At 46.8% G+C, this 23,741-nt stretch carries 23 protein-coding genes; 16 read left to right on the plus strand and 7 right to left on the minus strand.

What is annotated here, in order from left to right; all coding sequences use genetic code 11:
- Positions 1-7 precede the first annotated feature (7 nt).
- The 3 genes from DPO_RS08760 to DPO_RS08770 are packed head-to-tail and all read left to right on the plus strand — an operon-like array spanning position 8 to position 3,232.
- Entirely contained in the window at positions 8-946 is a 939-nt protein-coding gene (locus DPO_RS08760) for an aspartate carbamoyltransferase catalytic subunit (protein WP_006965466.1), read from the plus strand.
- Complete coding sequence (locus DPO_RS08765) at positions 930-2,216, plus strand: dihydroorotase (RefSeq protein WP_006965467.1); 1,287 nt, start codon at positions 930-932, stop codon at positions 2,214-2,216. The genes DPO_RS08760 and DPO_RS08765 overlap by 17 nt, the downstream gene beginning before the upstream one ends.
- Positions 2,213-3,232, plus strand: coding sequence for a sigma-54-dependent transcriptional regulator (locus DPO_RS08770; RefSeq protein ID WP_006965468.1), 1,020 nt, complete (start codon positions 2,213-2,215; stop codon positions 3,230-3,232). The genes DPO_RS08765 and DPO_RS08770 overlap by 4 nt, the downstream gene beginning before the upstream one ends.
- Before the next feature lie 7 nt (positions 3,233-3,239).
- On the opposite strand, the gene DPO_RS08775 is transcribed toward DPO_RS08770, so the two are convergent.
- The gene (locus DPO_RS08775) at positions 3,240-4,403 is read right to left on the minus strand and encodes an IS4 family transposase (protein WP_006965469.1); all 1,164 of its coding nucleotides are present in this window, start codon (positions 4,401-4,403) and stop codon (positions 3,240-3,242) included.
- Positions 4,404-5,176: 773 nt separating this feature from the next.
- Here DPO_RS08775 and DPO_RS08780 point away from each other — a divergent pair.
- On the plus strand, positions 5,177-5,854 hold the full coding sequence (locus tag DPO_RS08780; protein WP_006965470.1) for a tyrosine-type recombinase/integrase: 678 nt from the start codon (positions 5,177-5,179) through the stop codon (positions 5,852-5,854).
- A 255-nt stretch (positions 5,855-6,109) separates the two neighbouring features.
- On the opposite strand, the gene DPO_RS08785 is transcribed toward DPO_RS08780, so the two are convergent.
- Entirely contained in the window at positions 6,110-6,919 is an 810-nt protein-coding gene (locus DPO_RS08785) for a helix-turn-helix domain-containing protein (RefSeq protein WP_006965471.1), read from the minus strand.
- Positions 6,920-7,011: 92 nt separating this feature from the next.
- Here DPO_RS08785 and DPO_RS08790 point away from each other — a divergent pair, with 92 nt between their 5' ends.
- On the plus strand, positions 7,012-7,356 hold the full coding sequence (locus tag DPO_RS08790) for a hypothetical protein (protein WP_006965472.1): 345 nt from the start codon (positions 7,012-7,014) through the stop codon (positions 7,354-7,356).
- Positions 7,357-7,964: 608 nt separating this feature from the next.
- Positions 7,965-8,432 carry a YbaK/EbsC family protein gene (locus tag DPO_RS08795; RefSeq protein WP_006965473.1) on the plus strand — a complete coding sequence of 156 codons (468 nt, stop codon included), beginning with the start codon at positions 7,965-7,967 and terminating at the stop codon, positions 8,430-8,432.
- Between the two features lie 1,441 nt (positions 8,433-9,873).
- Here the strand turns inward: DPO_RS08795 and DPO_RS08800 are convergent.
- From DPO_RS08800 to DPO_RS08810, 3 genes are all read right to left on the minus strand, one after another.
- Positions 9,874-10,905 (minus strand): hypothetical protein, encoded by a 1,032-nt coding sequence (locus DPO_RS08800; protein WP_006965474.1) that lies wholly within the window; start codon positions 10,903-10,905, stop codon positions 9,874-9,876.
- A 250-nt stretch (positions 10,906-11,155) separates the two neighbouring features.
- The gene (locus tag DPO_RS08805) at positions 11,156-11,884 is read right to left on the minus strand and encodes a DUF5131 family protein (RefSeq protein ID WP_006965475.1); all 729 of its coding nucleotides are present in this window, start codon (positions 11,882-11,884) and stop codon (positions 11,156-11,158) included.
- A 150-nt stretch (positions 11,885-12,034) separates the two neighbouring features.
- Positions 12,035-12,865 (minus strand): hypothetical protein, encoded by an 831-nt coding sequence (locus DPO_RS08810; RefSeq protein ID WP_006965476.1) that lies wholly within the window; start codon positions 12,863-12,865, stop codon positions 12,035-12,037.
- Between the two features lie 519 nt (positions 12,866-13,384).
- Between DPO_RS08810 and DPO_RS23875 the strand changes: the two genes are divergently transcribed.
- On the plus strand, positions 13,385-13,861 hold the full coding sequence (locus DPO_RS23875; RefSeq protein WP_006965478.1) for a transposase: 477 nt from the start codon (positions 13,385-13,387) through the stop codon (positions 13,859-13,861).
- A 33-nt stretch (positions 13,862-13,894) separates the two neighbouring features.
- On the opposite strand, the gene DPO_RS08820 is transcribed toward DPO_RS23875, so the two are convergent.
- Positions 13,895-14,401 carry a helix-turn-helix domain-containing protein gene (locus DPO_RS08820; protein WP_040011731.1) on the minus strand — a complete coding sequence of 169 codons (507 nt, stop codon included), beginning with the start codon at positions 14,399-14,401 and terminating at the stop codon, positions 13,895-13,897.
- 44 nt (positions 14,402-14,445) lie between these two features.
- On the opposite strand from DPO_RS08820, the gene DPO_RS08825 reads away from it, so the two are divergent.
- The 9 genes from DPO_RS08825 to DPO_RS08865 all read left to right on the plus strand — a co-directional run bounded on the left by DPO_RS08825 (position 14,446) and on the right by DPO_RS08865 (position 21,786).
- Entirely contained in the window at positions 14,446-14,970 is a 525-nt protein-coding gene (locus tag DPO_RS08825; RefSeq protein ID WP_040011784.1) for a magnesium chelatase subunit ChlI family protein, read from the plus strand.
- Between the two features lie 6 nt (positions 14,971-14,976).
- Entirely contained in the window at positions 14,977-15,900 is a 924-nt protein-coding gene (locus DPO_RS08830; RefSeq protein WP_006965481.1) for an Hsp33 family molecular chaperone HslO, read from the plus strand.
- Between the two features lie 229 nt (positions 15,901-16,129).
- A complete protein-coding gene (locus DPO_RS08835) occupies positions 16,130-16,429 on the plus strand; it encodes a hypothetical protein (protein ID WP_006965482.1) in 300 nt (99 codons plus the stop codon).
- Between the two features lie 27 nt (positions 16,430-16,456).
- A complete protein-coding gene (gene iorA, locus DPO_RS08840) occupies positions 16,457-18,310 on the plus strand; it encodes an indolepyruvate ferredoxin oxidoreductase subunit alpha (RefSeq protein ID WP_006965483.1) in 1,854 nt (617 codons plus the stop codon).
- Positions 18,311-18,335: 25 nt separating this feature from the next.
- Positions 18,336-18,929 carry an indolepyruvate oxidoreductase subunit beta gene (locus DPO_RS08845; protein ID WP_006965484.1) on the plus strand — a complete coding sequence of 198 codons (594 nt, stop codon included), beginning with the start codon at positions 18,336-18,338 and terminating at the stop codon, positions 18,927-18,929.
- Positions 18,922-19,362: a type II 3-dehydroquinate dehydratase gene (gene aroQ, locus DPO_RS08850; RefSeq protein ID WP_006965485.1), complete on the plus strand. Its 441-nt coding sequence runs from the start codon at positions 18,922-18,924 to the stop codon at positions 19,360-19,362. The genes DPO_RS08845 and aroQ overlap by 8 nt, the downstream gene beginning before the upstream one ends.
- A gap of 4 nt (positions 19,363-19,366) precedes the next feature.
- Complete coding sequence (gene mqnB / locus DPO_RS08855; protein ID WP_006965486.1) at positions 19,367-20,113, plus strand: futalosine hydrolase; 747 nt, start codon at positions 19,367-19,369, stop codon at positions 20,111-20,113.
- Positions 20,110-20,925 carry a TatD family hydrolase gene (locus DPO_RS08860; protein WP_006965487.1) on the plus strand — a complete coding sequence of 272 codons (816 nt, stop codon included), beginning with the start codon at positions 20,110-20,112 and terminating at the stop codon, positions 20,923-20,925. Before mqnB ends, DPO_RS08860 begins: the two co-directional genes overlap by 4 nt.
- 105 nt (positions 20,926-21,030) lie before the next feature.
- On the plus strand, positions 21,031-21,786 hold the full coding sequence (locus tag DPO_RS08865) for a tRNA threonylcarbamoyladenosine dehydratase (protein WP_006965488.1): 756 nt from the start codon (positions 21,031-21,033) through the stop codon (positions 21,784-21,786).
- On the opposite strand, the gene DPO_RS08870 is transcribed toward DPO_RS08865, so the two are convergent.
- Entirely contained in the window at positions 21,776-23,503 is a 1,728-nt protein-coding gene (locus DPO_RS08870) for a long-chain-fatty-acid--CoA ligase (protein WP_006965489.1), read from the minus strand. The two genes, DPO_RS08865 and DPO_RS08870, sit on opposite strands and share 11 nt — an antisense overlap.
- Between the last annotated feature and the right edge of the window lie 238 nt (positions 23,504-23,741).

The raw sequence follows: 23,741 nt of genomic DNA on the forward strand, positions 1-23,741 counted from the left end.
ATGTATTATGCGATTCACAAAAAAGGATATTCTGGATATCCACTCCCTGGATCCGGCGGAGATCACCCTGATCCTGGACACGGCCATGGGCATGAAGGAGATATCCCAGCGGCCGGTGAAAAAAGTGCCCACCCTGCGGGGCAAGACCATTGTGTTGTTTTTTCAGGAACCCTCCACCCGGACCAAACTGTCTTTTGAAATTGCCGCCAAACGCCTGTCCGCCGATTCCGTGGCCATTGCCAAATCCGGTTCTTCCATGGCCAAGGGGGAAACCTTGATGGACACGGTCAAAAATCTGGAGGCCATGAAACCGGATGTGATCGTGATGCGTCATGCCTCTTCCGGGGCTGCTTACCTGGTGGCCAACCGGGTGAACTGCTCGGTGATCAATGCCGGAGACGGGATTCATGCCCATCCGTCCCAGGCGTTGCTGGATATGATGAGCGTCCGGGAAAAAAAAGGATGTATCAAAGGACTGAAACTGGCCATGATCGGGGATATTGCCCATTCCCGGGTGGCCCGGTCCGATATTATCGGGTTTTCCAAAATGGGGGCCCGGGTTTCGGTGTGTGCGCCGCAGACCATGATTCCGGCGGGGATCGAAGCCTTGGGCTGCACGGTGGCATCCAGTATGGAAGCGTGCGTGGCCGATGCGGACGTAATCATGATGCTCCGGATTCAAAAAGAACGAATGACCGATGTGCTGTTTCCGTCCGAGCGCGAATATGCCGGCCGTTTCGGGCTCAACTCCCAACGGGTGGCCCTGGCCCATAAGGATGTGACCATCATGCATCCCGGCCCCATGAACCGGGGCGTGGAAATCAGCAGTGATGTGGCGGATGGAAAATATTCCATGATTCTGGATCAGGTGACCAACGGCGTGGCCCTGCGTATGGCCCTTTATTATCTGGTGGCGGGAGGAAGCAGACATGCGGACACTGATTAAAGGCGCCCGGGTCCTGGATCCCGGGAATGTGGATGGATACAAATCCATTCTCATCAACGGACAGACCATTGAGGCGGTCCTGGACCCGGCAGATGTTATGCCCGAAAATGGAACCGATTTTAAAGTGATTGATGCCACAGGACTGGTGCTGGTGCCCGGGCTCATGGATATTCATGTGCATCTGCGGGAACCGGGCCATGAATACAAGGAAACCATTGCCACGGGTGCTGCAGCCGCGGCCCGGGGCGGATTCACCGCTGTGTGCGCCATGCCCAACACCCGGCCTGTGAATGACAACAGTCAGGTGACCGCGTTTATTCTTGGAAAAGCCAAAGCCGCCAAAGGGGCCCGGGTGTATCCGGTGGGTGCTGTCACAAAAGGGTCTGCCGGCACCCAGCTGTCAGAAATTCAAGACATGCAGCAGGCAGGCATCAAAGCCGTGTCTGATGACGGCCGTCCCGTGGAAAACGCCCAGATCATGCGCCGGGCCCTGGAATATTGTCGCGGACTGTCCATACCGGTGTTTGTTCATGCCGAAGACCTGTCTCTTGTGAACGGCGGTGCCATGAATGAAGGTCCGCCCGCCACGTTCCAGGGCATTCCCGGTATTCCCAATGCTGCGGAAGCCGTGATGGTGGCCAGGGACATTCTTTTGTCCCGGCTTACCGGGGCCCATGTGCATTTCTGTCACATCAGCTGCGAAGAATCCATTGATCTGATCCGAAAAGCCAAGCACCAGGGTATCCGGGTGACCTGTGAAACCGCGCCCCATTATTTCACTTTGACCGATGCAGATGTCAAAGGGTATGATGCCTGTTTCAAGATGAATCCACCGCTCAGATCGGAAAAAGACCGTCAGGCGGTAATCCAGGGTCTGGCAGACGGTACCATCGATGTCATTGCCTCGGACCATGCGCCCCACAGCAAAGAGGAAAAAGATCTGGAGTTCGACCGTGCCGCATTCGGGATTGTGGGGCTTGAGACCTCATTGCCGTTGTCTTTGAAACTGGTTCAAAACAACCACCTGACTCTGGAAAATCTGATTTTGAAAATGGCGAAAAATCCGGCCAAAATCCTGGGAATCAACAATGACATCACGCCTGGAAACCCGGCGGATCTGTCCTTGATCGATCTTAAAGAAAAAGGGGTGATCGACCCTTCCCGGTTTGTATCCAAAAGCCGCAACACCCCGTTTGCCGGCATGACGGTTCAGGGAAGGGCGGCGGCCACCATGGTGGACGGCAATTTTGTTTTCGGGTTATGGGCATGACTGAAGCGAAACGCGACCAGTTCAGATTGCTGGTGGTGGACGATGACACCAGTATGCGGGAATTTCTGGAGCTGCTGCTGTCCCGGGAAAATTATTGTGTGACCACGGCTGAAAACGGGAACCGGGCCCTGGATCTGATCCGCAATCATACCTATGATCTGGTGCTGGTGGATATCCGTTTAGGGGACATCACCGGCCTGGAAGTACTCAAACAGGTCAAACAGCAGCATCCCGACACCGTGGTCATCATGATTTCCGCATATTCCACCACGGAAATTGCGGTGACGGCCATGAATGAAGGGGCTTATGATTTCGTTCCCAAACCGTTTGACAACAAGGAACTGCGCCAGACCATCGCCCGGGCCCTGGATCTACAAACCCTGGAGCAGGAAAAAAAGCACCGGGAATCAGAGATTCAGGATTATCTTCATTTTGACCGGATCATCGGCAACAGTTCGGGTATGGCCGGCATTTACAAGCAGATTCATCAAATCAGTGCCACCAAGACCAATGTGCTGATCACCGGTGAAAGCGGTACAGGCAAGGAATTGATTGCCCGGGCCATTCACGAACACTCGGATCGAAAAGACAAGCCGTTTGTGGTGGTGAACTGCGGGGGGATTCCGGACACACTCATGGAAAGTGAATTCTTCGGCCATGTCCGGGGCGCGTTCACCGGCGCCGTGGTGGACAAAAAAGGGCTGTTTGAAGTCGCGGACCAGGGCACGATTTTTCTGGATGAAATCGGTGAACTGTCGCCGCTGCTCCAGGTCAAGCTCCTGCGGGCGGTCCAGGACACCTCGTTTACACCGGTGGGCGGTACCACTGAAATCACCGTGGATGTGCGGATCATTTCCGCTACCAACAAAGAACTGGATACAGAGGTGGTGGAAGGGCGGTTCAGGGAAGATCTGTTTTTCCGCTTGAATGTCATTCCGATCAAAGTGCCGCCTTTACGGGAACGAAAAGGGGATGTGTCGGTATTGGCCCAGCATTTTGCTGAAAAATATCAGTGATGTCCGGTTAGGTTTTTGCAAGTGATGGTTTGTATTGTTCTTTGAAAATTTGGTTCTCGATTTTATCGATTTCATCCTGGCTATTGAATAGTTCATTCAAAATGATGGTCCGAAGCTCACGAACTCTTTTGATGGAAACCTCTTCATTGAATTGTTCACGACAATAGATTGCCATCAGCAGGTAGGTGATCAAGCCACCAAGTATCTGAACCATGAGGCCATACTTGCTTCTGGCAATCAGGTGATACACCTTCAAATGCTTTTTCCACCATTTGAAAAATGATTCAATCGTCCATCTGAGCTTGTACACAGTGGCTATCTGATCTGCTGTCAGGTCATGTCTATCGGTAGCTACGTAATAATTGATTCCGGCTATCTGGTACCCTACAACCCGGACCGGTTTGGTAGTTTGATTTTGACCGGGAGTCCCGAGAAGAACTACGGAATCATAAAAAACATGACTTCCAGCTTCCACTGCATTTTCTTTAAGAACGGTTCTCGTTGTTTTGGTTTTGATACGGCAGACAAAGTGTTTACCCTCTTTTTGAAGCAGATCAAAATCATGATGAGATTGATATCCCCTGTCCATAACACCGGTTTGGCCTTTTGATAGGATCTTGCTTACAAAGGGACGTTCTCCACCATTACCATCGGTCAGGAAAATTTTGCTGGGGATGCCACGGTTGATGTCAAAGCCACAGTGTGCTTTTGCCTTTTTGGACCCTTTCCTGTAATCGGCCCAGTACATTGAAAGAACGGCACTGATCAGGCTTCCATCGATGGATATTAATTCTCCCAATTTTTGAAATTGCATTGGAATTGCGTTTGCAGCCTGTTTATAGAGGTTTTCAAACATGAATTGCAATTGTTCAAGACCGCGCCCGTTTATGATTTCTGAAAAACTGCTTCTGCTAATACCCCCCTCCGGTGCAATATTCTGTCTCGCAAAATCATTTTCTTTCATGTCCTGAAGAAGATGTCGGGCAGAATCATGTTCCTGAAGGTGAAAGTATACCAGGGCTCTTAATTGTTGTTCAAAATTCATTTTTAACGGGCGGTCTCCTCTTGAGGATAATAACGGGACAAGCGGCAACAATCTTAACAGCGGGGCAATGAAAATGTCAAAGGTCGAGGACGTAATTTTTTGTTTTGGGGTCGAAATTTTGATCAATTTGTAACTCCTTGAAATTATAGTAAATAATAATTTCAAGGAGCGAAAAAATATTTTTTTGATTTGTCAACTAAAAAATGACTTTTATGGGAAAAAATTTGGTTGCGGACTTATGCAAAAACCTAACCGGACATCACTGAAAAAACATAGAAAATTAACTATACAGATGGTTATCATTGAGGTCAGATTTTTTCACCAAGGATACATCGTCGGATACCATCGACACTCATTTTTTTGTGGATACTGACTAGATTACACAAACACAAGCAAAAAAACAATAATCCACAATAAATAAAGCAAATCAAACCCCACAATCATGGTATAAAACTTCAAGCTCCCGCCTTTGTAACACATTCTCCTTAATTTGGATAGAATATCCCATGACAGTCTCCTCAATGCCCCATTTTAATTTTCAATTGAGGCGGCATCTATCTTGACATAGGGGGTCCTTACCATATTTGGGCCTGACAACAGTCAACCATCTTGCAACTTCCAGAAATCTGTTTCCATTCGTTTTATTTTATTCAGTATTTTTGGTATCCTTAAATTTAGTTTGCTGATTTGACATGCACGTCAGGTCCTTTTCACAAAATACAATAAAAGGAGGTCCGTCATGAAGATCACCCATTGCACCACCCACTTTTTCAATTACCAGCGTATGAACGTGAAAAAAAAATACGTTGCGCAATTATGAGTTCATCCTCGGCAGTTTCCTAAAACATTTTGGTGACTTAAATCTTTCCGCCATCTCATCCGAAGACATTCTTGCTTTCATGTCAACGGTTACAGATGGCAACAGCCAGAACACCAAAAAACTCCGTTTCACCCTCATATCTGCTTTTTTTAATTTTGTCAAAAATTCCCTTGATCCTAAAATCACAAATCCATGTGACAATCCTGCACTGCGCAAACTTTTCAGGGCCGGAAAATTCACCCAATTCAAGATACTCGAAAAAGATGCGGTGGATGAGATCATTTTCAGAACCAGCAATCAACGGAACCGGCTGATGTTGGAACTTATGGCCAGAAGCGGTATGCGTGTCGGGGAAGTCCTGAAGCTAAGACCCATGGATATTGATGACCGTAAGGCCATCATTCGAGATCCCAAAAGCGGCAAAGAGGCTGAAGTTGTATTTCTGCCTCAAAAAGTTGCAGACCGGCTCCGAACTTATATTCGAGAAAAGGGGATTAACCCCGATGCCAGAATTTTTCCGCTGACATATGCAGCTGCCAGGCTGATTGTCAAAAAGGCCGGCAACCTTGTCGATATTCATGTCAGGCCTCATGATTTGCGCCGGCATGCAGCCACTTATGCATCACGCTCAGGCACACCCCTGGAAATTGTGTCAAAGGTACTGCTACGCCATTCGAATTTATCAACGACCCAGCGGTATCTGGGCAAAATCAGTGATGCTGAAGCCATGCGGTGGATTGACAACCTGCATGGTTGATTCCATTTATGGCCGGGCTGAAGTTTTTCTTTGGCCCGGTTATTTCAAAGAGCGTGTAACAAAATGAATGATTATATCGGTATTCTTGATTTTTCAGAGCCGTGAATACTCTCCTTTCGGATAATTATCAGCAACTCCGCCTCTACCCCACATTACATCTGCCAGTTCATACTTTTTGAAAATCAGATCTGGGCAGCAATAATAGACAAAGTACTCCCTGTTTTAGGGAGGCAAATATAACCCCCAAAAAAGGTCTTAAGAGATTTCTAAAGGAAACAATTCGGTGGTGTTTTTATCCACCGGGAAAAGAGACTCAATACGAAGTTCCTGGGTGGTTAGGTCAATCGGACTGCCCAGTGTTGTAATTGTGGTGAAAAAACTTGCCTGCATGGCATCTTTTTCAAAGGTCAAACTCAGTATCGGCAGGTTGTCGTCAACTTGAAAATCCATTAACGAACTGTCTTTGTCCAGTTCTTTTATCTCTTCATATAATGTGGATAGTTCAGCGTTTTGAGTCGAAACAGCTTCATCTAACAGGCGGTTTAGCATAAACTGTTTTATTCCAGGCCAATCTTTTATATACGGTCTCAAACCGTCTTCTGCGAATGTCAGATGATATATATTGTCGTATTTTGTTAGAACTTGTTTCCCCGCAAGGAATTCGATCATCTTCACATAGCCGGAATTCGCCATGAGAATCTTATAGGCGGAGTTGATCACAAATGCTGGATAAGGCTCATGCTTTTCCAGCATACGTTTTAAGGCATGCCTGACAATTTCAAGTTTTTGTCCATTGAATGGCTCCTCGCTGAACATAGCGGCATATCCGGCGGCTTTTAAAAATGAATTACGATGCCTGAGTGGTAGTTTTAGTGCTTGGGCGATTTTTAAAACAAGGTTGTGGCTGGGCTTTGATCTTCCCGTTTCTACAAAGCTTAAATGTTTGGTGGACACTCCGACGTCGAGAGCCAGATCCATCTGACTGATCCTTTTCAACTTTCGCCAGAAACGTAACACTTCACCAATAGATGGATTTTTTTCATTACTTATTTTCAAAAATTGCATTTTTTTACCTCAGAGGTAATAGACTTATTTACCTGTTCAAGGTTAATATATTCTAAACTAAAATTCAAATAATTTTAAAAGGGGAGCTTAAAATGAATGCATTTAGATTGTTGATGGTTGTTTTTATTGTGGGAGTCCTTGCCTACACAGGTATTGTTATCTCGAATCATGGTTGGAATCTGCTACCAATTTTCTTTGGAGATATTGCTGCAATGACATGGCCAGGGCAGTTCAATTTTGATTTTATGTGCTTTTTGATTCTATCCGGTTTATGGCTCACATGGCGGCATAACTTTTCTGCCGCTGGGTTTTCTTTGGGAATTTTAGGCCTTTTCGGCGGAATAATGTTTCTTGCTCCTTATCTCCTAATTATGAGTTTCAGGGTAAACGGTGATATAAAGACACTCTTTATGGGAAAAGGTAGATGGATTGACTAATAGGCCAAAGTTTATAAACGAATTATCATAAAACAATCCCACATCCGAAAATTAATAAACCGAAACCCAACAATCATGGTATAATTCTGGTGTTTGAAGATAAAATTATGGACCCATGATTTGATTTTCCAGTGCTCACTATTTGGTCTGGCTAACTGTTTCGAATTTTGCAACAATTCTTGACTGCATGAATACTCAACAATTATTCCGATATCATGGATTTCTTCAGAACTCAACAATCATTGTGCAATATAGCGTATCAAGAAGTAATGTAGTATCGACAACGGGCATCATGAAACCAACTTCAGATTAAAAAGACAGGTTGTTCCCAAGTCAGTTGTTTTAAATTCATTGAGCGCAGCCAAACACTGCATTCAAACCTGCTGCTGTTTAATATGCTTGAGGGTCTTTATGAAATGGTCACTACCACTTCTCATGTGAAAATTCATGGAGGGTAACGTTTTTTTTAGGAACAAAAGGATATTGGCAATGTTTTATCCTGGAGGTGGGGTTGGCCTTTTTATCCTTGTATGACCTCCACGATTCTATTATATCTTCAGTGACGCATGTTACGGACACCATAAGGATTGAAAATTAAAGGTCAGAAAATGTCATTGGAAGCCGTTAAGAAATATTTTGTAGAATTCAATATGGACCACCGTGTTATGGTTTTGGAACATTCTACCGCCACAGTTGAAGAGGCTGCCAAGGCTCACGGCGTCGATCCTGATCAGATAGGAAAAACACTGTCGTTCAAAATTGACGAGAAACCCATCCTAATTGTCGTTGCTGGCAAGGCAAAGGTTGATAATAAAAAGTACAAGGGGCAGTTCTCAAAGAAAGCCAAAATGCTCAATAAAGATGAAGCCCTTGAGTACACAGGGCATGCAGTTGGTGGCGTTTGCCCTTTTGGATTGAAGAACCCAATTGATGTTTACCTGGATGTGTCATTGAAAAAGCATACAGAAGTCATCCCGGCTGCCGGTGACAGCAACTCTTCTATACGTTTGACCATAGACGAGCTGGAAAAGTATTCAAATTTTAAAAAATGGGTGGACGTCTGTAAGTATGATTAGATTTACAGGGTTATGACCGCTGCCGTTCAATCGTAAATGCAGGTGCAATATCTGTCATTTTCCATAAAATCATTATCCAATGAGTTTCAGGGCTTGAACTCTTTTCCCGCCAAGGTTTTTTCCAGGAATCGGATTTGAGGGCCTGATTGACAAACCAACCAAACCAGGACTGCTCCCAATGAACTGTCTGACGAAATAAGGCCTGCAATAGCACTTTCTTTGGAATAACCGGCCTATGAGCAACAGAAAAACTGAATATCAACTGGCCCTGGGACGTCAGCGTTTGCCTCTATATCCGTAAAGTCTGGGTACATTCCCCAAATTTTTGCCAGTTTGTGGCAAGGTCAGTCTCAGTTGTCCGAATTTGTGTATGGTGATTATCCCGCTGTGTTCCCATTATATCCGGTAAGGCTTTTTTGATCACCACACAAACGGGGTTTGTGGTCCCCAATAAGGCAAGTCCTTCCATTGTCAAATCAATGTGTTTGGGAAGACCTCAACTTTTCCACTCAGGGATTGGTTTTCCCGTATACAAGAAAAGGATCGATGGCGGTAGTTTAAGATGAAGATTAACCGCATTTCAAAGTTTATAGTAAATGGTAAAAGCAGCACTACGGTGTTTTACCAAATTGATAGAGCTCTCAGCCCTGTTAAATGGGCGTTTTGAGGAAAACTCACCTCTTTTTCAATCACAACTATGGGCGCATATGATGTAGTATCTGCTGTGTGGTATTTCGGTACGGCGGAGAGCGGATCAGTCTACAGGGCTGTTTGGTAGAGAGGTGCCGTGCTTTGTGTGATCAGTGATCCGCAGTGCCTTAGATGTGGGGTTTGGGTTGATGCGTGGGTCGGCTTTCACATATGGGAGTGAAGATAGGGTGCTCACACTTGATTGTATGGTTTGAAGGGTTAGGCAGAGAAACTCTGATATTAACTATAGTAACAAGGGGGCGCTCAATCATGCGCTTTAACCTTTGAAAACCCCACTTTACGTGTCCTTTTCATCAAGTATCGAGTCCAACGGGGGGTATCACCTAGTTGATGGGCTTTTTCCCGGTGTTCTCAGGTAAAGTTTCGTGCAGTGTAGATATTCGGTCTCATCAGCAGCTTAAAGTCTATACGATTTAGTTTAAATGGCAAGGTTTCTATCTTTAGAGCGGTGGTTCTCTCCCAAGCCGTAGGACCTTAAAGAACTATTAATAGTGGCTGTTAACTTAGCGGACCAGGCGTAATGATAATTCAGGGGTAATCTTTTTCCTTCTGTAGAGAAGACGGTTCAGGGCATACTAAAGATATAACTGGCTATAAGTTTGGGGGGCTATAGTGGTTGACATAAAATAATTCAGCCAATATGTTGAGTTAATGGCTATAAATGCTCTGAAAAACCTATAAATATAGAGTTTGAGTGATTATGATGATGATAATGTATATATTATATATATTATATATCATCACGGTTGACGTCAATTAATTCCAATCTTTTTGTTTTTTGTATCCATGTTTTATCAAAAGATTCAACCGATTTAACTATCCTTTTTTTAAGAGAATTTAATTCCGTGTTTTCTTCAATAAGTCGAGAGGAGTTGGTTATAAATGTATTTTTAGCATTAAAATATTCTTCTTGAAAACATTCATAATTGCCATTGGCATCTGTTGTTGAATACTCTTCGTAAAATTTGGGTAAATCCTTATGGCTTTTAAAACATTTAAAATTAAAATGGCTTCTCTGGCTATTTTGAAATCCTAACATTTTTGTGAACTTTGGGCTATTGAATAACTCCTCTATGGTTGCTGTATTTTTGGTTTTCAACTTTTTTCTTTTAGCTGTGATTTCAATTCGAACACGATCACAATCTAAATGTTTCCAACGTTTTCTCCTTTTCACGGCTGTTTGATTGTTTGGCCCATCAGGCCCTCGTTCATACACTTTAGCTGCCCAAATACGACTTTTATAATTTATTTCAAATACCGCATTGGTTGATCTATTAAGGTCCAACAAAGAATACCTGCCTCCGGACATTGAAGTCGATTTAGCATAAGGGAAAAACAGATGTCTTCTCAAGATATAAAACAAATATGCCACCTCTTCATGATTATTACAAAACAAATCAATTGTATATTCAAGCTGTGAAACCCGTAAATGCGGTAATTTTTGATATAAATCTTTCACGGTACTGTGACATAAAGTTTTTCCATAAATTTCCAGATAAGTTTTTGGCACCCCAGGCTTCTGGTTGTTGAAAAATAATTTAAAAAGTTGCTTCTTGGTGTTGCGTATGGCGGCACGCTCATAATTTTTGTTATAATTATTATCGGTAATTTTAAAATTACCGAGAGCTTTACGCACTTCATTGAAAGAATAATCTGAGGAAAATTTCCCGGTATGAATATGTGCCTTGATTTTATGGATATTTCTCAACACTCTTGAGATTAGACGTCTCTCTCCATTTTTAGAATACTCATAGCGAATCATATTTTTAATCTCATTAAGATGTTAATCCACAAGGAAAGTTGGAAAGATGGTACGCCATGCAAACCTGCTCGGTCAAGCGATAGTATTTTTAAATACGTAGTTGACTGCATTGATAGTGTGGAACAATATTCGTCGATCTATTTAAAGTTAAAAAGTCCAAAATTTGGACATATCCAAATTTTGGACTTTTCATTTGTTATGGTATTGCTTGGGCTTCATTCAATTTAACAACCGGGATACTTGGACTGATTTACCCAAACAACCGTAAAGAGTCATTTATCTCCGGCATTTGGTCCCATACCTTCCCCCGCAATAGACGTCCTGTTTTTTTCTTGTTTGTGCCACCCCATTGTTTAAAGAAGAAAGGGATACCATTCTTTACACACTGATTTTTAATATTTATCACCCATTTCTCTTCGATCGGTCTGGCACCGGGGCCGGACTCGCCACCAACGATAACCCAATCAATGCCGGATAGGTCCATTTTCCGCATTGGCCCTAATAGTGGTTCAATTGAAAGAAATTTGATATTGGCCGGGACTTCTCTCAATCTGTCAATTCTCTTAATGAGATTATTGTTTTCAACAGATACACCAACCCAGATGTTGTCAGTCCATTTAAGGCGATCCTTGAGTTTGTGCAGTCGTTTTGACCTTTTGGTTAAAACCTGAAAAGTGTGCCAATGGGCTTTGTTCATAATGGTAAAAACTGATTTAATATACGACACAGGTACATTTTTGTGGAAAAGGTCACCCATAGAACAAACAAATACTGTTTTAGGTTTCTTCCATTTTAATGGTATGTTTAACAGGTCAGGGTGGCAGGTCACTTCAAAGCCATTTCTGTACCTTTGTTGCTTTTCCATGGTTTTTAATCGGTTTGCCATTCTTTCCGCATAACAGTTATCACAGCCGGGGCTTAGTTTGGTACAGCCAGTGACTGGATTCCATGTATCTCCAGTCCATTCAATTTTGCTCATATTAATTCTCCTATTATAAAAATATTGCAGCAGATAAAATTTGACTTTATTGGTTAAACGATATTATTCATTTGAATTATGAGGGGGGTGGGACACCTACCGAACGAAGGCACCCCACTCCACAAAAAAACGACAAATTTGACGGTTTTTTCAAACGTCGTCTTCACCCGGCATATCATGATTCCGCGCAAATTCCGTTTTATGCAAAGCCTTGAGTTGTTTTAAATGTGCAAAAAGATTTTTGATTGTTTCGTAATCTAAATCACCAAAATCATTTGATTTAACAATTTTGTATTTTTTGTTCAAAATGAGATCAAAATTTTTCACAAGCTTTTTGGCAGCACGATTTGTCGAAATGATCAACTCTCCAGAATGAATTTTGCCTTCTTTTTTTAACGATTTTTGCTGCATGCGTTTAATTTTTTGCTTAATTCCTCTATTTTCATTTATTTCCGATTGATAATCTAAGTTTGGTGCAACTATGCTTGACCAATCAGGTGAACTTTTCCTGTGCAGATCCATGATTTCTTTGAAAATTTTTTTACAATCTTTGATTAGATTTTCATCATCTATGACTTTTTCGAATTCCGGCATTTGACTGAAAATTTTTAGTTCCTTTTTGATGGAAAATCTTTTCTCTTTACACAACAGAATAAACGATTCTAATTCACAGATTGGTATTAATGATAATATTGGAAATTTTTTTAAATCTATGTGCTGAGCAAGCCTCATATAACGTTGGGCTTTCTTTGCACTTATGTAAGGGAATTTTTTTTGTCGATAAGGTTCCCATTTTCCCCCAATTTTTTTATTCAGTGTTTTTAATTTATTTAATTTTTTACCCAAACGCCAGGCATACGTTGTCATAGTGGATGAAAATTTTTCATGCTTTTTATAATAGTCTCTGATTTTTTTTTCGCACTCTTTGATTTTTGATTTAATTTTTTTTGTTTCATCGTTGTTCTTTTTTCTCTTCTTCATAATAAACCTCCTGTCTATTACTTTGTTTTTTTAAACACATCGTCTTTTTCTGATATATCCTCTTTTTGGGTATTTGATTTTTGGGTGATCCAATTTTGGGTGAGGTCCTTTTTTGAAAATGGTTAAATGAATTGGCCCAAAGTTCGTAACTCTTGTCTCGAATTTCAGTCGATTCAAAAGGTACAAAATTAATTGAAATTTCCCATTCCGTGTTATTGCGTGCCATATAAAAATCTCACTTGCTAAACTGAGTCTTTGATAATGAAAATGGGTTTTTGCCACGCACACATAAACGAATAAAATTGAACTGCGATCTGAAGGTAAAGAACGGTGTTTTTAAGGGAAATTTGTTTCTTTAATTCCGAAAAATATTATTCACATATTAATTTGTACCGAAAATTTTAATGTTGCAGTTATTCCGAAAAATCAAAAGCGTTGCCTTTTTTCCGAAAACATGAAATTGTATTTGAGCCTTTGATCCGAAAATTCGACATCTGAAATATTATACAGGTGAGTCTAATGAAAGAACTTCAATATTATAAGCCAGACCAAGAACAAAGGTTCCTAAGGAAGCATCGCTCTGATTTAGAAGAATTTGAAAAAAGATTTCCGACTGAAGATGTTTGTAAAAAAAGGTTGGAGGAATGGAAATGGCCCGAGGGATTTAAATGCAGTAAGTGTGGCCATAACAAAAATTACTATAATGCATCGAAAAAACTTTATGAATGTCGGCAGTGTCAGTTTCAGCATTCCTTGATGACCGACACCATTTTTCATAGGACAAGAACCCCATTAAAAGCATGGTTCTATATGATTTTTGTTATGGGGCTTACAAATAGAAGGGTGATACCCCGAGAAAATTTCATAAAATATTTGGGTAAGCTGGAAGCCGGAAATCATTATAAAGCCTTAAAACGGATTGGTTCTATCATTAACTTGATGCCTGAAAAAGAATTTAATTGGTATCTTGACCTGGTAAAATATCTTAAAGAATAGTCTGTAGGGAAGCCCACAGCTTAGGTGCTCCAACTATTTTTTTGTGTTTTTATGAAATGTTTTGAATGTGGTGCTAATATTATTTTCATCTGATTTTATCCAGGCTAAAATCATGTCTTTAAGTTTTGGTAAAGGATCTGATTTTCCAAGCTCCCACCGATTTATGGATGTCGGATCAACATTAAATTCCTTGGCTACCTGTGGAATGGATAAAAAATTCTTCATCCTGGTAGCACGTAATTTTTCACCGAAGGTGTTTAGTTGCTGAGGATAAAACTTATTATTTTTGAAACAAAGCTGCCAAAAATCATTTTCAAGCATAGATCCATTAATATGAGGTTTTAAAAATTCAACAATTGATTTTAGGCAGGGTAGGGTAGGTTGCATCCTCCGGTATTCCCAATTGATGATAGTATCTTCTTCGACCTTTAATAATTTTGCTAAATCTTTGATCTGTAAATTTAAGTCCATCCTTGTTTTTCGGATGAGATCACCAAGAAAATGAATCGTCTGAGGGTAATCTGGTTTGAAAACTGTCATTGGAATTTCATGTTTTATCTGATAATTAGAGACATATGTTAAAGATGATGAAAAGTTGTTATTCTGAAGCTCACGGATGCCCGTGCGGTTATCTGTCGGAACCCGGCAATACCTGTACATGCAGTTTTTCCCAGATCCAGGCTTATCGATCCCGGATTTCCGGTCCTTTGATGGACCGGATGGATATCCAGGTGGCGGTTCCCAGGGTGTCTTTTGCCTCCCTGGTTTCCCGGAAGAAATCCGAGGACTCCGCCAGTGTGAGGGAGAGGGTGATGCCGGCCCGGCGCATTCAGATCGAACGGTTCAAGTCCGTTTCCATTTTCTGCAATGCCCGCATGGGTACCCGGGAAATCCAAAAATACTGCCGCCTGGATGCTAACGGGCAGCGGTTGCTGGCCCGTGCGTCAGACACCTTGATGCTTTCGGCCCGGGCCGTTCATTCCATTCTTAAAGTGGCCCGCACCATCGCGGATCTGGACCAATCTGCAGATATCCGGACCGGACATGTGGCGGAAGCGGTTCAGTACCGGGGGTTTGACAGAGAAAACAATTCAACGCTAAATGGATGATTCAAGATGATTAAAAAAGATATTTTCAAGCAAGATGTCAAAGCCCGGTTTAAAGCGGCCGCCAAAGACCGGGTACACCGCTTTGTCATGGCAGATAACAAAATCAAGGGCGCCATGGTGCATGCCACGCTCATGGTGAATGAAATGCGGGCCAGTCATGAACTGGGACCTGTGGAAACCCTGATTCTGGGGCAGGCATATATTGCCGGGGCCCTGCTGAGTACCACCCTCAAAGGGGAAGACCGCATCAGCCTGAGCATCGAGTGTTCAGGGCCCATCAAAGGATTGGACGTGGAAGCCAATGGGTATGGAGAAGTCAGGGGATTTTTGAAAACCCCGGAAATCGTTGCTTCAGATTCAGCCCATACCCAATCGTTGTCTGCTTTGTTCGGGGCGGGATTTCTGACCGTGACCAAATATCTGGAAGATGCCAGACACCCTTATTCCAGCCGGGTTCACCTGGCACACGGCACCATTGCCCAAGACCTGGCCGCGTATTTTCTGGAGTCGGAACAGATTCCCACGGGACTGAACTTAAGTGTGGTGTTTGATGAAAACCAGGCCGTGACCGGTGCCGGGGGGATTTTTCTCCAGGGCATGCCCGGAGCGGATTTACAATCGCTGGATATTGCGGAACAGATCCTTGGGCAGATGGATCCCCCGGGCCAGACGCTGGCCCGGGGAAAATCAGTGGAAAATGTGGTGATGGAGACATTTGCCCCCTTGTCTCCCCGGCTGCTGGACCAGACCCGGGTATCGTTTTTCTGCCGGTGTTCCCGGGAACGCATGCAGGGGTATCTGAAAAATCTGTCCCCGGATGTCCGGACCGATATTCTGGAAAACGGTCCCTTTCCTCTGGAGATCCGCTGCCATTACTGTCATTCCGTGTATCATTTCACCCAAAAGGCCCTTTCCCGGGTCCTGGGTTGATTCTGATGCAGATCACGGAAAGGGGCAGACCCTGTCAACATACCGGGAACGGATCGGTCCTGTCGGTCCTCCCCGCAAATAAAATATTTGCAGAAACAAGAGTTTTCCTTGCAAAGCAGCACGGTTATAATATAAATATTTGATAGTGTGAAATAGCCATATGACGGCTATATTCAAGCTAAACATTAAAATGGCCATCCATCAACCGATACGATAAGAGGTGTTACCCATGTGTAATCATTGCCACGAACATACGCACACGCATGCCCCTGAAATTGTTCAGCTCATGCCGATCACCCACCCGCTGTTCGCCGTATATCAATCATCCCCGCCGCCGGCATTTGCCAGTGAAAAAGGAAAAAACAACATCAGCCTGGTGCCCGTGCTGTTCATGGGGCTGATCCGGCACGGGGAAAAAAGCATGGTGGAAGGTTTTTTTGCTTCAGGAACGATTCAGTCGTGTGAAGATATTGACGGGTTCAAGGGATATGCCGCTTCCCTTGACGTCGCTGAAAAACTGTATGCGTAACATTCACGCTTAAACCAAGGAGGACTCATGCACAAATTGTTACAGGACCTCCCGGGAGAGAAGATCATGCTCCTGGGAAACGAAGCCATTGCAAGGGGAGCTGTGGAAGCCGGGGTGGCCTTTGCCACGACCTATCCGGGCACCCCTTCGTCTGAAATCTCTTTGAACCTGTTCCAGATGTCTCAGGAATCAGATCTTTACTTCGAGTACAGCACCAATGAAAAGGTGGCACTGGAAGTGGCGGCGGCAGCGGCCAATTCAGGACTTCGCACGTTCTGTATGATGAAGCATGTCGGGCTCAATGTGGCGGCGGACCCGCTCATGACCCTGGCCTATGTGGGCGTGACCGCCGGCATGGTGATTCTTACCGCGGATGATCCGGCCATGTTCTCCAGCCAGAACGAACAGGATAACCGCTATTACGCCAAATTCGGGAACCTACCCATGATGGAGCCGTCTTCTGTGGCTGAAGCCAAGGATATGATCAAAGACGCGTTTGAGCTGTCCGAATCTTTGAAACAGCCGGTGCTTTTGCGCACCACCACCCGGATCAACCATTCCAATGCGTTTGTCACCTTTGGGGAAATCAAGCCCAGAAACACGAAGGGCCGGTTTGAAAAAGATCCCCATCGCTGCGTCACCGTGCCGGCCGTGTCCCGGGGCCTGCATGTCAAGGTGCTGGAAAAAATGAAGAACGCGGCCCGATTGTCAGACACCTCATCCTATAATTTTGTTCAGGGACAAGGGCCTTTAGGGGTCATCACCAACGGCGTGAGTTTTTATTATGCCGCAGATGCGGTCAAAGACCTGGGGCTGACGGACCGGGCAAAAATTCTGCGCCTGGGGTTTTCCAATCCGTTGCCCCGAAAAATGATTGCCGATTTTCTGAAAGGGTGTGAAAAAGTGCTGGTGGTGGAAGAGGGCGAGCCGTTCATGGAAGAGGCGGTCAAAGCCATTGCCCAGGAACAGGGCATCACCATTTCCATCAAAGGCAAGTCCGATGACCTGTTTTCCCGGTTGTTTGAGTATGATCCCGCCATGGTCCGGGAAAAAATGGCGGCATTTTTCAATGTGCCGTATACGCCGAAACCGTCTGTGGACACATCAGATATCCCGGAAATCCCCATGCGGCCCCCCAACTTATGTTCCGGATGTTCCCACCGGGCCACATTTTACGAGGTCAAACAGGCGGCCAAAGACATGGATGTGATCTGTCCCAATGACATCGGGTGCTATACCCTGGGATTTCTGCCGCCCTTGAGCATGGGTGATTTTGTCATCTGCATGGGATCTTCCGTGAGTTCTTCCTGCGGGTTCAGCAAGGCCACGGATCAGAAAGTGGTGTCGTTTATCGGAGATTCCACGTTTTTTCATTCCGGGATCACCGGCCTGGTCAATGCCGTGTTCAACAACCACAATTTTACGCTGGTCATTCTGGAAAATGATATCACGGCCATGACCGGACATCAGCCTCATCCGGGCGTGGACATGGATCGGTTCGGCCTGTCCGGATACGGCCGGGTCAATATCGAGAAACTGGTCCGTGCCGTCGGGGTGGAACATGTCTCCATCATCAAACCGTTCAAAGTGCAGAAAAGCATTGATGTGATCAAGGAAGCCCTGGCCTTTAAAGGAGTGTCCGTGATTATCTCCCAGGAACCCTGCGCCCTGTATGCCAAAAGTCTGAAGCTGAAAAAAATCAGGCCGTTTATGGTGTCTGACAAATGCGTGGATCACCGGGACTGCATCACCACCATTGCCTGTCCGTCCTTTTATCTGGACAAGGACAATCGCGTGGCCATTGATGCCAACACCTGTGTGGGCTGTGCCGTCTGTGCCCAGATCTGTCCGGAGAACGCCATCCGGCCCCTGAAGCAATAACTTGAAAATACAAGGATGTGAATATATGGAAACAACCAGACTTATCATTGTAGCCGTCGGCGGGCAGGGCAATCTTCTGGCATCCAAGGTGCTGGGTGAGGCCGCATTGCTTGCCGGAGTGCCCGTGCGCATGAGTGAAATTCACGGCATGGCCCAGCGGGGAGGCGTGGTGGAATCCGCCATGGTTTTCGGAGACGCGGAAAGCTCCATTATTTCGGACGGGGAAGCTGATATTCTTTTGGGATTTGAACCGGCCGAGACCCTGCGGGCCATCAAACGGTGCAATAAAACGACCCAGGTGATTACCAATACCGCGCCCGTGCCGCCCTTTACCGTGGCGGTCGGGCTGGGCACGTATCCGGACGTGGAAGAGATCAAACAACTGATCCAGGCCAAAACCGCCGGACTGGTGGCCATTGATGCCATGTCTCTGGCCCGGGAGGCGGGTAGTCCCATGAGTGTCAATATTGTGCTGTTAGGGGCCCTGGTTCAGACCGGGGCTTTGGGATTTGACCGGGATGTGGTGGAGGAAGCCATCAGGCGCCGGGTCAAACCCGCATTCCTGGATGTGAACCTCAAGGCGTTTGACCTGGGGTTCAAGGCGGCAGCCGGTGTCTGATATCTTTGTTTTAAACGGTCCCAATCTGAACATGCTGGGAAAACGGGAGCCGGAAATTTACGGCTCCCTTACCCTGGATCAGATCCACGGGGAACTGACAAAAAAAGCACAACCCCTGGGCCTGTCTTTGCATTTTTTTCAGTCCAATCACGAAGGGGCCCTGGTGGATGAAATTCACCGGATTTACGAAATGTCATCCGCCGGGGTGATCATCAACCCCGGCGGGCTCACCCATACCAGCGTGGTGTTAAGAGATGCCCTGGCCATGCTGACCTGCCCCGTGGTGGAGGTGCATCTGTCCAATATCTACAAGCGGGAATCTTTTCGTCACACCTCGCTGCTGTCGGACATGGTGATGGGCCAGATCACCGGATTCGGACATTTTGGGTATCACATGGCTCTGATGGCCCTTCACCATCATCTGTCAAAGTGATGCCATGGCCGCGCCGGTGCTGATTCTGTGTGCCACCCGGCTGGAAATGGCCGCATTTCTGGCGCGTCACCCGGCCGAATCCATGGGGGATACTCCCGGGAACCCGGATGTGATGGTCAGCCCGGATCGATCCTGGCATCTGGTCATATCCGGTCCCGGGGTGTTTAACGCCGTATGGGCACTGACGGCCTGTCTGGAACGGTTCCGGCCTCAGTTCATTCTTCACACCGGGATTGCCGGGGTGTTTGCCGGCACGGGTCTGGATATCGGGGATGCGGCCGTGGCAGTGAAAGACACGTATGTGCACGCCGGGGTGGATCTCTCCCGGCCCGGGACACATGCGGCATGTTCGCGCCTGTCTCCGCTGCCGTTTGACCTGATTGCCGGTCAGGGCCTTACCCGGCAGGGAATTTACACACTGGACCTGAAACTGGCCCATGCCTGCAAAGACCAATTGACCCGGTCCCTGAACTGCCGGGTGGGCCAGGGCCCGTTTATCACGGTATCGGCAGTTACCGGGTCCCCGGAAAAGGCGAACGCCCTGTCCCATGCGTACCGCGCGGTGATGGAATCCATGGAAGGCGCGGCAGCCGCCCATGTGGCAGGGTTGTATCAGGTGCCCATGGCAGAGATTCGGGCCGCTTCCAACCGGGTGGGAGACAGGGACAAAACCCGGTGGGACATCCGGACAGCCGCGGGCACGGTGGCGGATATCTGTGAAACCATTATCAGAAAAAGACCCGGATCATGACATCGGAACCCATCCTGCAATACGCGGATGCCCATTGCCATCTGCATGATCACCGGATTGTGAAAGATGTCCCCGGCATTGTTCAAAGGGCTGCAGATGCCGGGGTGACCCATATGGTGTCCTGTGCCACCATGGAAGAAAATTTTGAGGCCACGGCAACGCTGGCCCGCCAGTACCCGGCCATTGTTCCCTGTTACGGCATCCACCCCTGGTTTCTGGATGCTTTGACACCTAAATGGCAGCAGGTGCTGGGGGACCGGGTGGCCGCCAAATCCTGCGGCATCGGAGAAACGGGGCTGGATTTCATGGACAAACACGCGGACCGGGACGGGCAACTGGCCGTATTCACCTGGCACCTGACCCTGGCTCAGGATCTGGAACGGCCCATCAACATTCACATCCGAAAGGCCTGGGACCCGTTTATCCGGTTGCTGAAAAAAACAGGCCCTTTGAAAACTCCGGGTTTGGTGCACTCTTTTTCCGGATCCGCAGAGATGGTGAAATTATTGATCCGGTATAACCTGTATATCTCTTTTTCCGGGTCCGTGACCCGGCCCGGGGCCAAAAAAGTGGTGAACGCCCTGAAGGCCGTGCCCGGGGACCGGATCCTGCTGGAAACCGATGCCCCGGATATCTATCCCAGTATGCCGGACCCGGATCCCCATGGTCTTAATGAACCCAAAAACCTGCCGGCCATCGCCCGGATCGCGGCGGCCCGGGCCGGTGTGCCGGTCGTTGATTTTGTCGGTCAGGCCTATGCCAATGCGCGGGCCGTGTTTGGCCCGATCATCCCGGCAGCGGGGGTGATTTGATTTTTTATGAAACCACGAAGATCACGAAGCGCACGAAGAAAGGGCCTCTTCGTGATCTTCGTGGTACAATAATCTTACCGCCAGAAATAGGATTGATTGGTGCGTATGCCGGATATGAATCAGTTTGACAGGACCGCCCGTCTGATGGGCACACAGGCCGTGACAAAACTGGGACATGCCAGAGTAGCGGTGTTCGGGTTGGGCGCCGTGGGGTCTTTTGCGGTTGAAGCATTGGCCAGAGCCGGGGTGGGGTATCTGCGCCTGGTGGATTTTGACCGGGTGGACATGTCCAATATCAACCGACAGCTGTATGCGCTTCATTCCACTTTGGGCGAAAAAAAAGCAGAGATCGCCAGGGCCCGGGTGCAAGACATTTATCCGGCCTGTGATGTGGACATCTGTGACACCTTTGTGAATGCAGACAGTTTAGATACGCTGTTGTCTCCGGATCTGGACGTGGTGGTGGATGCCATCGACGGGTTGAATTCCAAGGTCAATCTGCTGGTGGCGGCCCGGCAGATGGATCTTTGTGTGGTCTCTTCCATGGGGGCCGGCGGCCGAAAAGAGGTGTCCCAAATCAGAACCGGCGATATCAGCGACACCCAGGTGTGCCCCCTGGCCCGGGTGGTACGCCGCCGGCTGCATCGCCGGGGCGTGTTCACGGGAATCCGGTGCGTGTACTCTTTGGAACCCCCGGTTTTATCACCGGATGCAAAGATTTTGCCCGAACAAGAAGCACAAGATCCAGGAAACAGTCCCGGTCACGGCCGGCAACGGCCGCCCATGGGCACTATTCCCTGGATCCCGGGCATATTCGGTCTGACCCTGGCGGCGGAAGCCGTTCAGATCATTACCGGCTGATCTCCTCGTCCCGCAATACCCGGCGCAGCACCTTGCCCACATTGGACAGCGGGATGTCTTCTTTGAACTCGATAAATCGTGGCCGCTTGTATCCGGCCATATTTTCCTTGCAAAAGGCATCGATTTCTTCTTTTGTGGCGGTTTCTCCCTGTTTGAATTTGATGAACGCCTTGACTTTTTCGCCGCTTTTTTCGTCCGGCACCCCCACCACGGCGGCCAGTTCCACCTTGGGATGGGTGTAAAGAACATCTTCCACTTCCCGGGGATACACATTGAAACCGCCCACAATGATCATGTCTTTTTTGCGGTCCGTGATAATGATATATCCGTCTTTGTCGATGAATCCGATATCGCCGGTGAGAAAATAGCGGTTCCCGTCAATGGTTACAAACACCTCTTCATTGGCATCGGGTCTGTTCCAGTACCCTTTCATCACCTGGGGACCACAGATGGCCAGTTCCCCGTTTTCGCCCGTCGGTACCTCTTGGGTGCTGTCTTCCAGTTCCACGATTTTAACATCCGTGCCCGGCAGGGGAAACCCGATGGAACCGATTTTCCGGGTTTCCTTGAAAGAGGGGTTGATGCATACGGCAGGGGCGGTTTCCGTCAGGCCGTATGCTTCAAAAATAATGGACCCGGTTTTTTCTTCAAACTGCCGGCATACTTCCGGCGGCAGCGGGGCTCCGCCGGACAGGCACCCCATGATGGAGGAGATGTCGTATTTTTCCAGATGGGGATAGTTGGTAAAGGCCACAAAAATGGTGGGAACAGCCGTGATAAAGGTGGGCTTGTATTTCTGTACGGCTTCCATCACCCCGGTGAAGGGCGGGTTCCCGGCCCGGGGGTCCGGAATGCAGATAAGCCGGCTCCCGGACAAAGCGGAAAACAACAGTGCACTGGTAATACCGAAACTGTGGTACCAGGGCAGTACGCCTAAATAAGTGTGGTATCCGCCGTGGCGCATTTTTTCCGGTTTGCCGCCGGGTTCGTGCACAAGACGGAAATATTCTTCACAGGCTTCCAGGTTGTAGGTGAAATTGGTGTGGGTGAGCTCCGCACCCTTGGGGACGCCTGTGGTGCCGCCGGTGTACAGCATGATGGCCGTGTCTTTTTCGGGAGATACCGTGATATCCGGCGGGGTCGGAGATGATGCCGCCACAATGTCGTCAAACATGTGATGGCCGGGATCGATCTTGTCCGCCTTGGGAATTTTGCCCAGCAGGCCGCCGATAAACCCCTTGAGCCGGGGCAGGTAGGATTTGACGTTGCACACGATCACGGTTTGCACCTGCGTGTCTTTAATGGCTTCCTGGGTGTTGGCGTAAAATTCGGGATGGTCCATGCAGAACACCATTTTGGATCCTGAATCGTTCAGCTGGTAATGGAGTTCCTTGGGTGTATAGATGGGGTTGCAGTTGACGGCCACGGCACCGGCTTTCAAGATTCCGAAAAGCACTTCCGGAAAATGGGGAATGTTGGGAAGAAAAATCGCAATCTTGTCTCCTTGTTTAATGCCGCTGGCAGCAAGGAAATTGGCGATTCTGTCGGCCGTATCCTTGACCTGGGCATAGGTTCTGGATGCGCCGTTGAAAATCGTATACACGTTGTCGGGGTACTTTTGCGCCGTCCGGTCCAGGACCTGGGTCAGCGGATAATGGTAATTGGTCACATCATGGGCCACACCTTCCGGCCAGTAAGGGGTCTGCCATTTCTCCATCATGGGTCTCCTTTGTTCGGGTACACGGGTTTGCGAAATCCTGCTGTCATGTTTTATTTTGAAACGAAAAATTTTTGCCATTATAGTCATATCTTTTCAAATTTGAAATCTTTTTCGTATAGCAAAAAGAAAAACATGGATTGGGGTGGATAACGTGATTTCGGGTTGATAAACCGGAACCGCAATGGTAATGAAATAACCATGTCAATAAAACAATAAAAGGAGTATGCAAAACCTA

Source organism: Desulfotignum phosphitoxidans DSM 13687 (assembly GCF_000350545.1).
Taxonomy (GTDB): Bacteria; Desulfobacterota; Desulfobacteria; order Desulfobacterales; family Desulfobacteraceae; genus Desulfotignum; species Desulfotignum phosphitoxidans.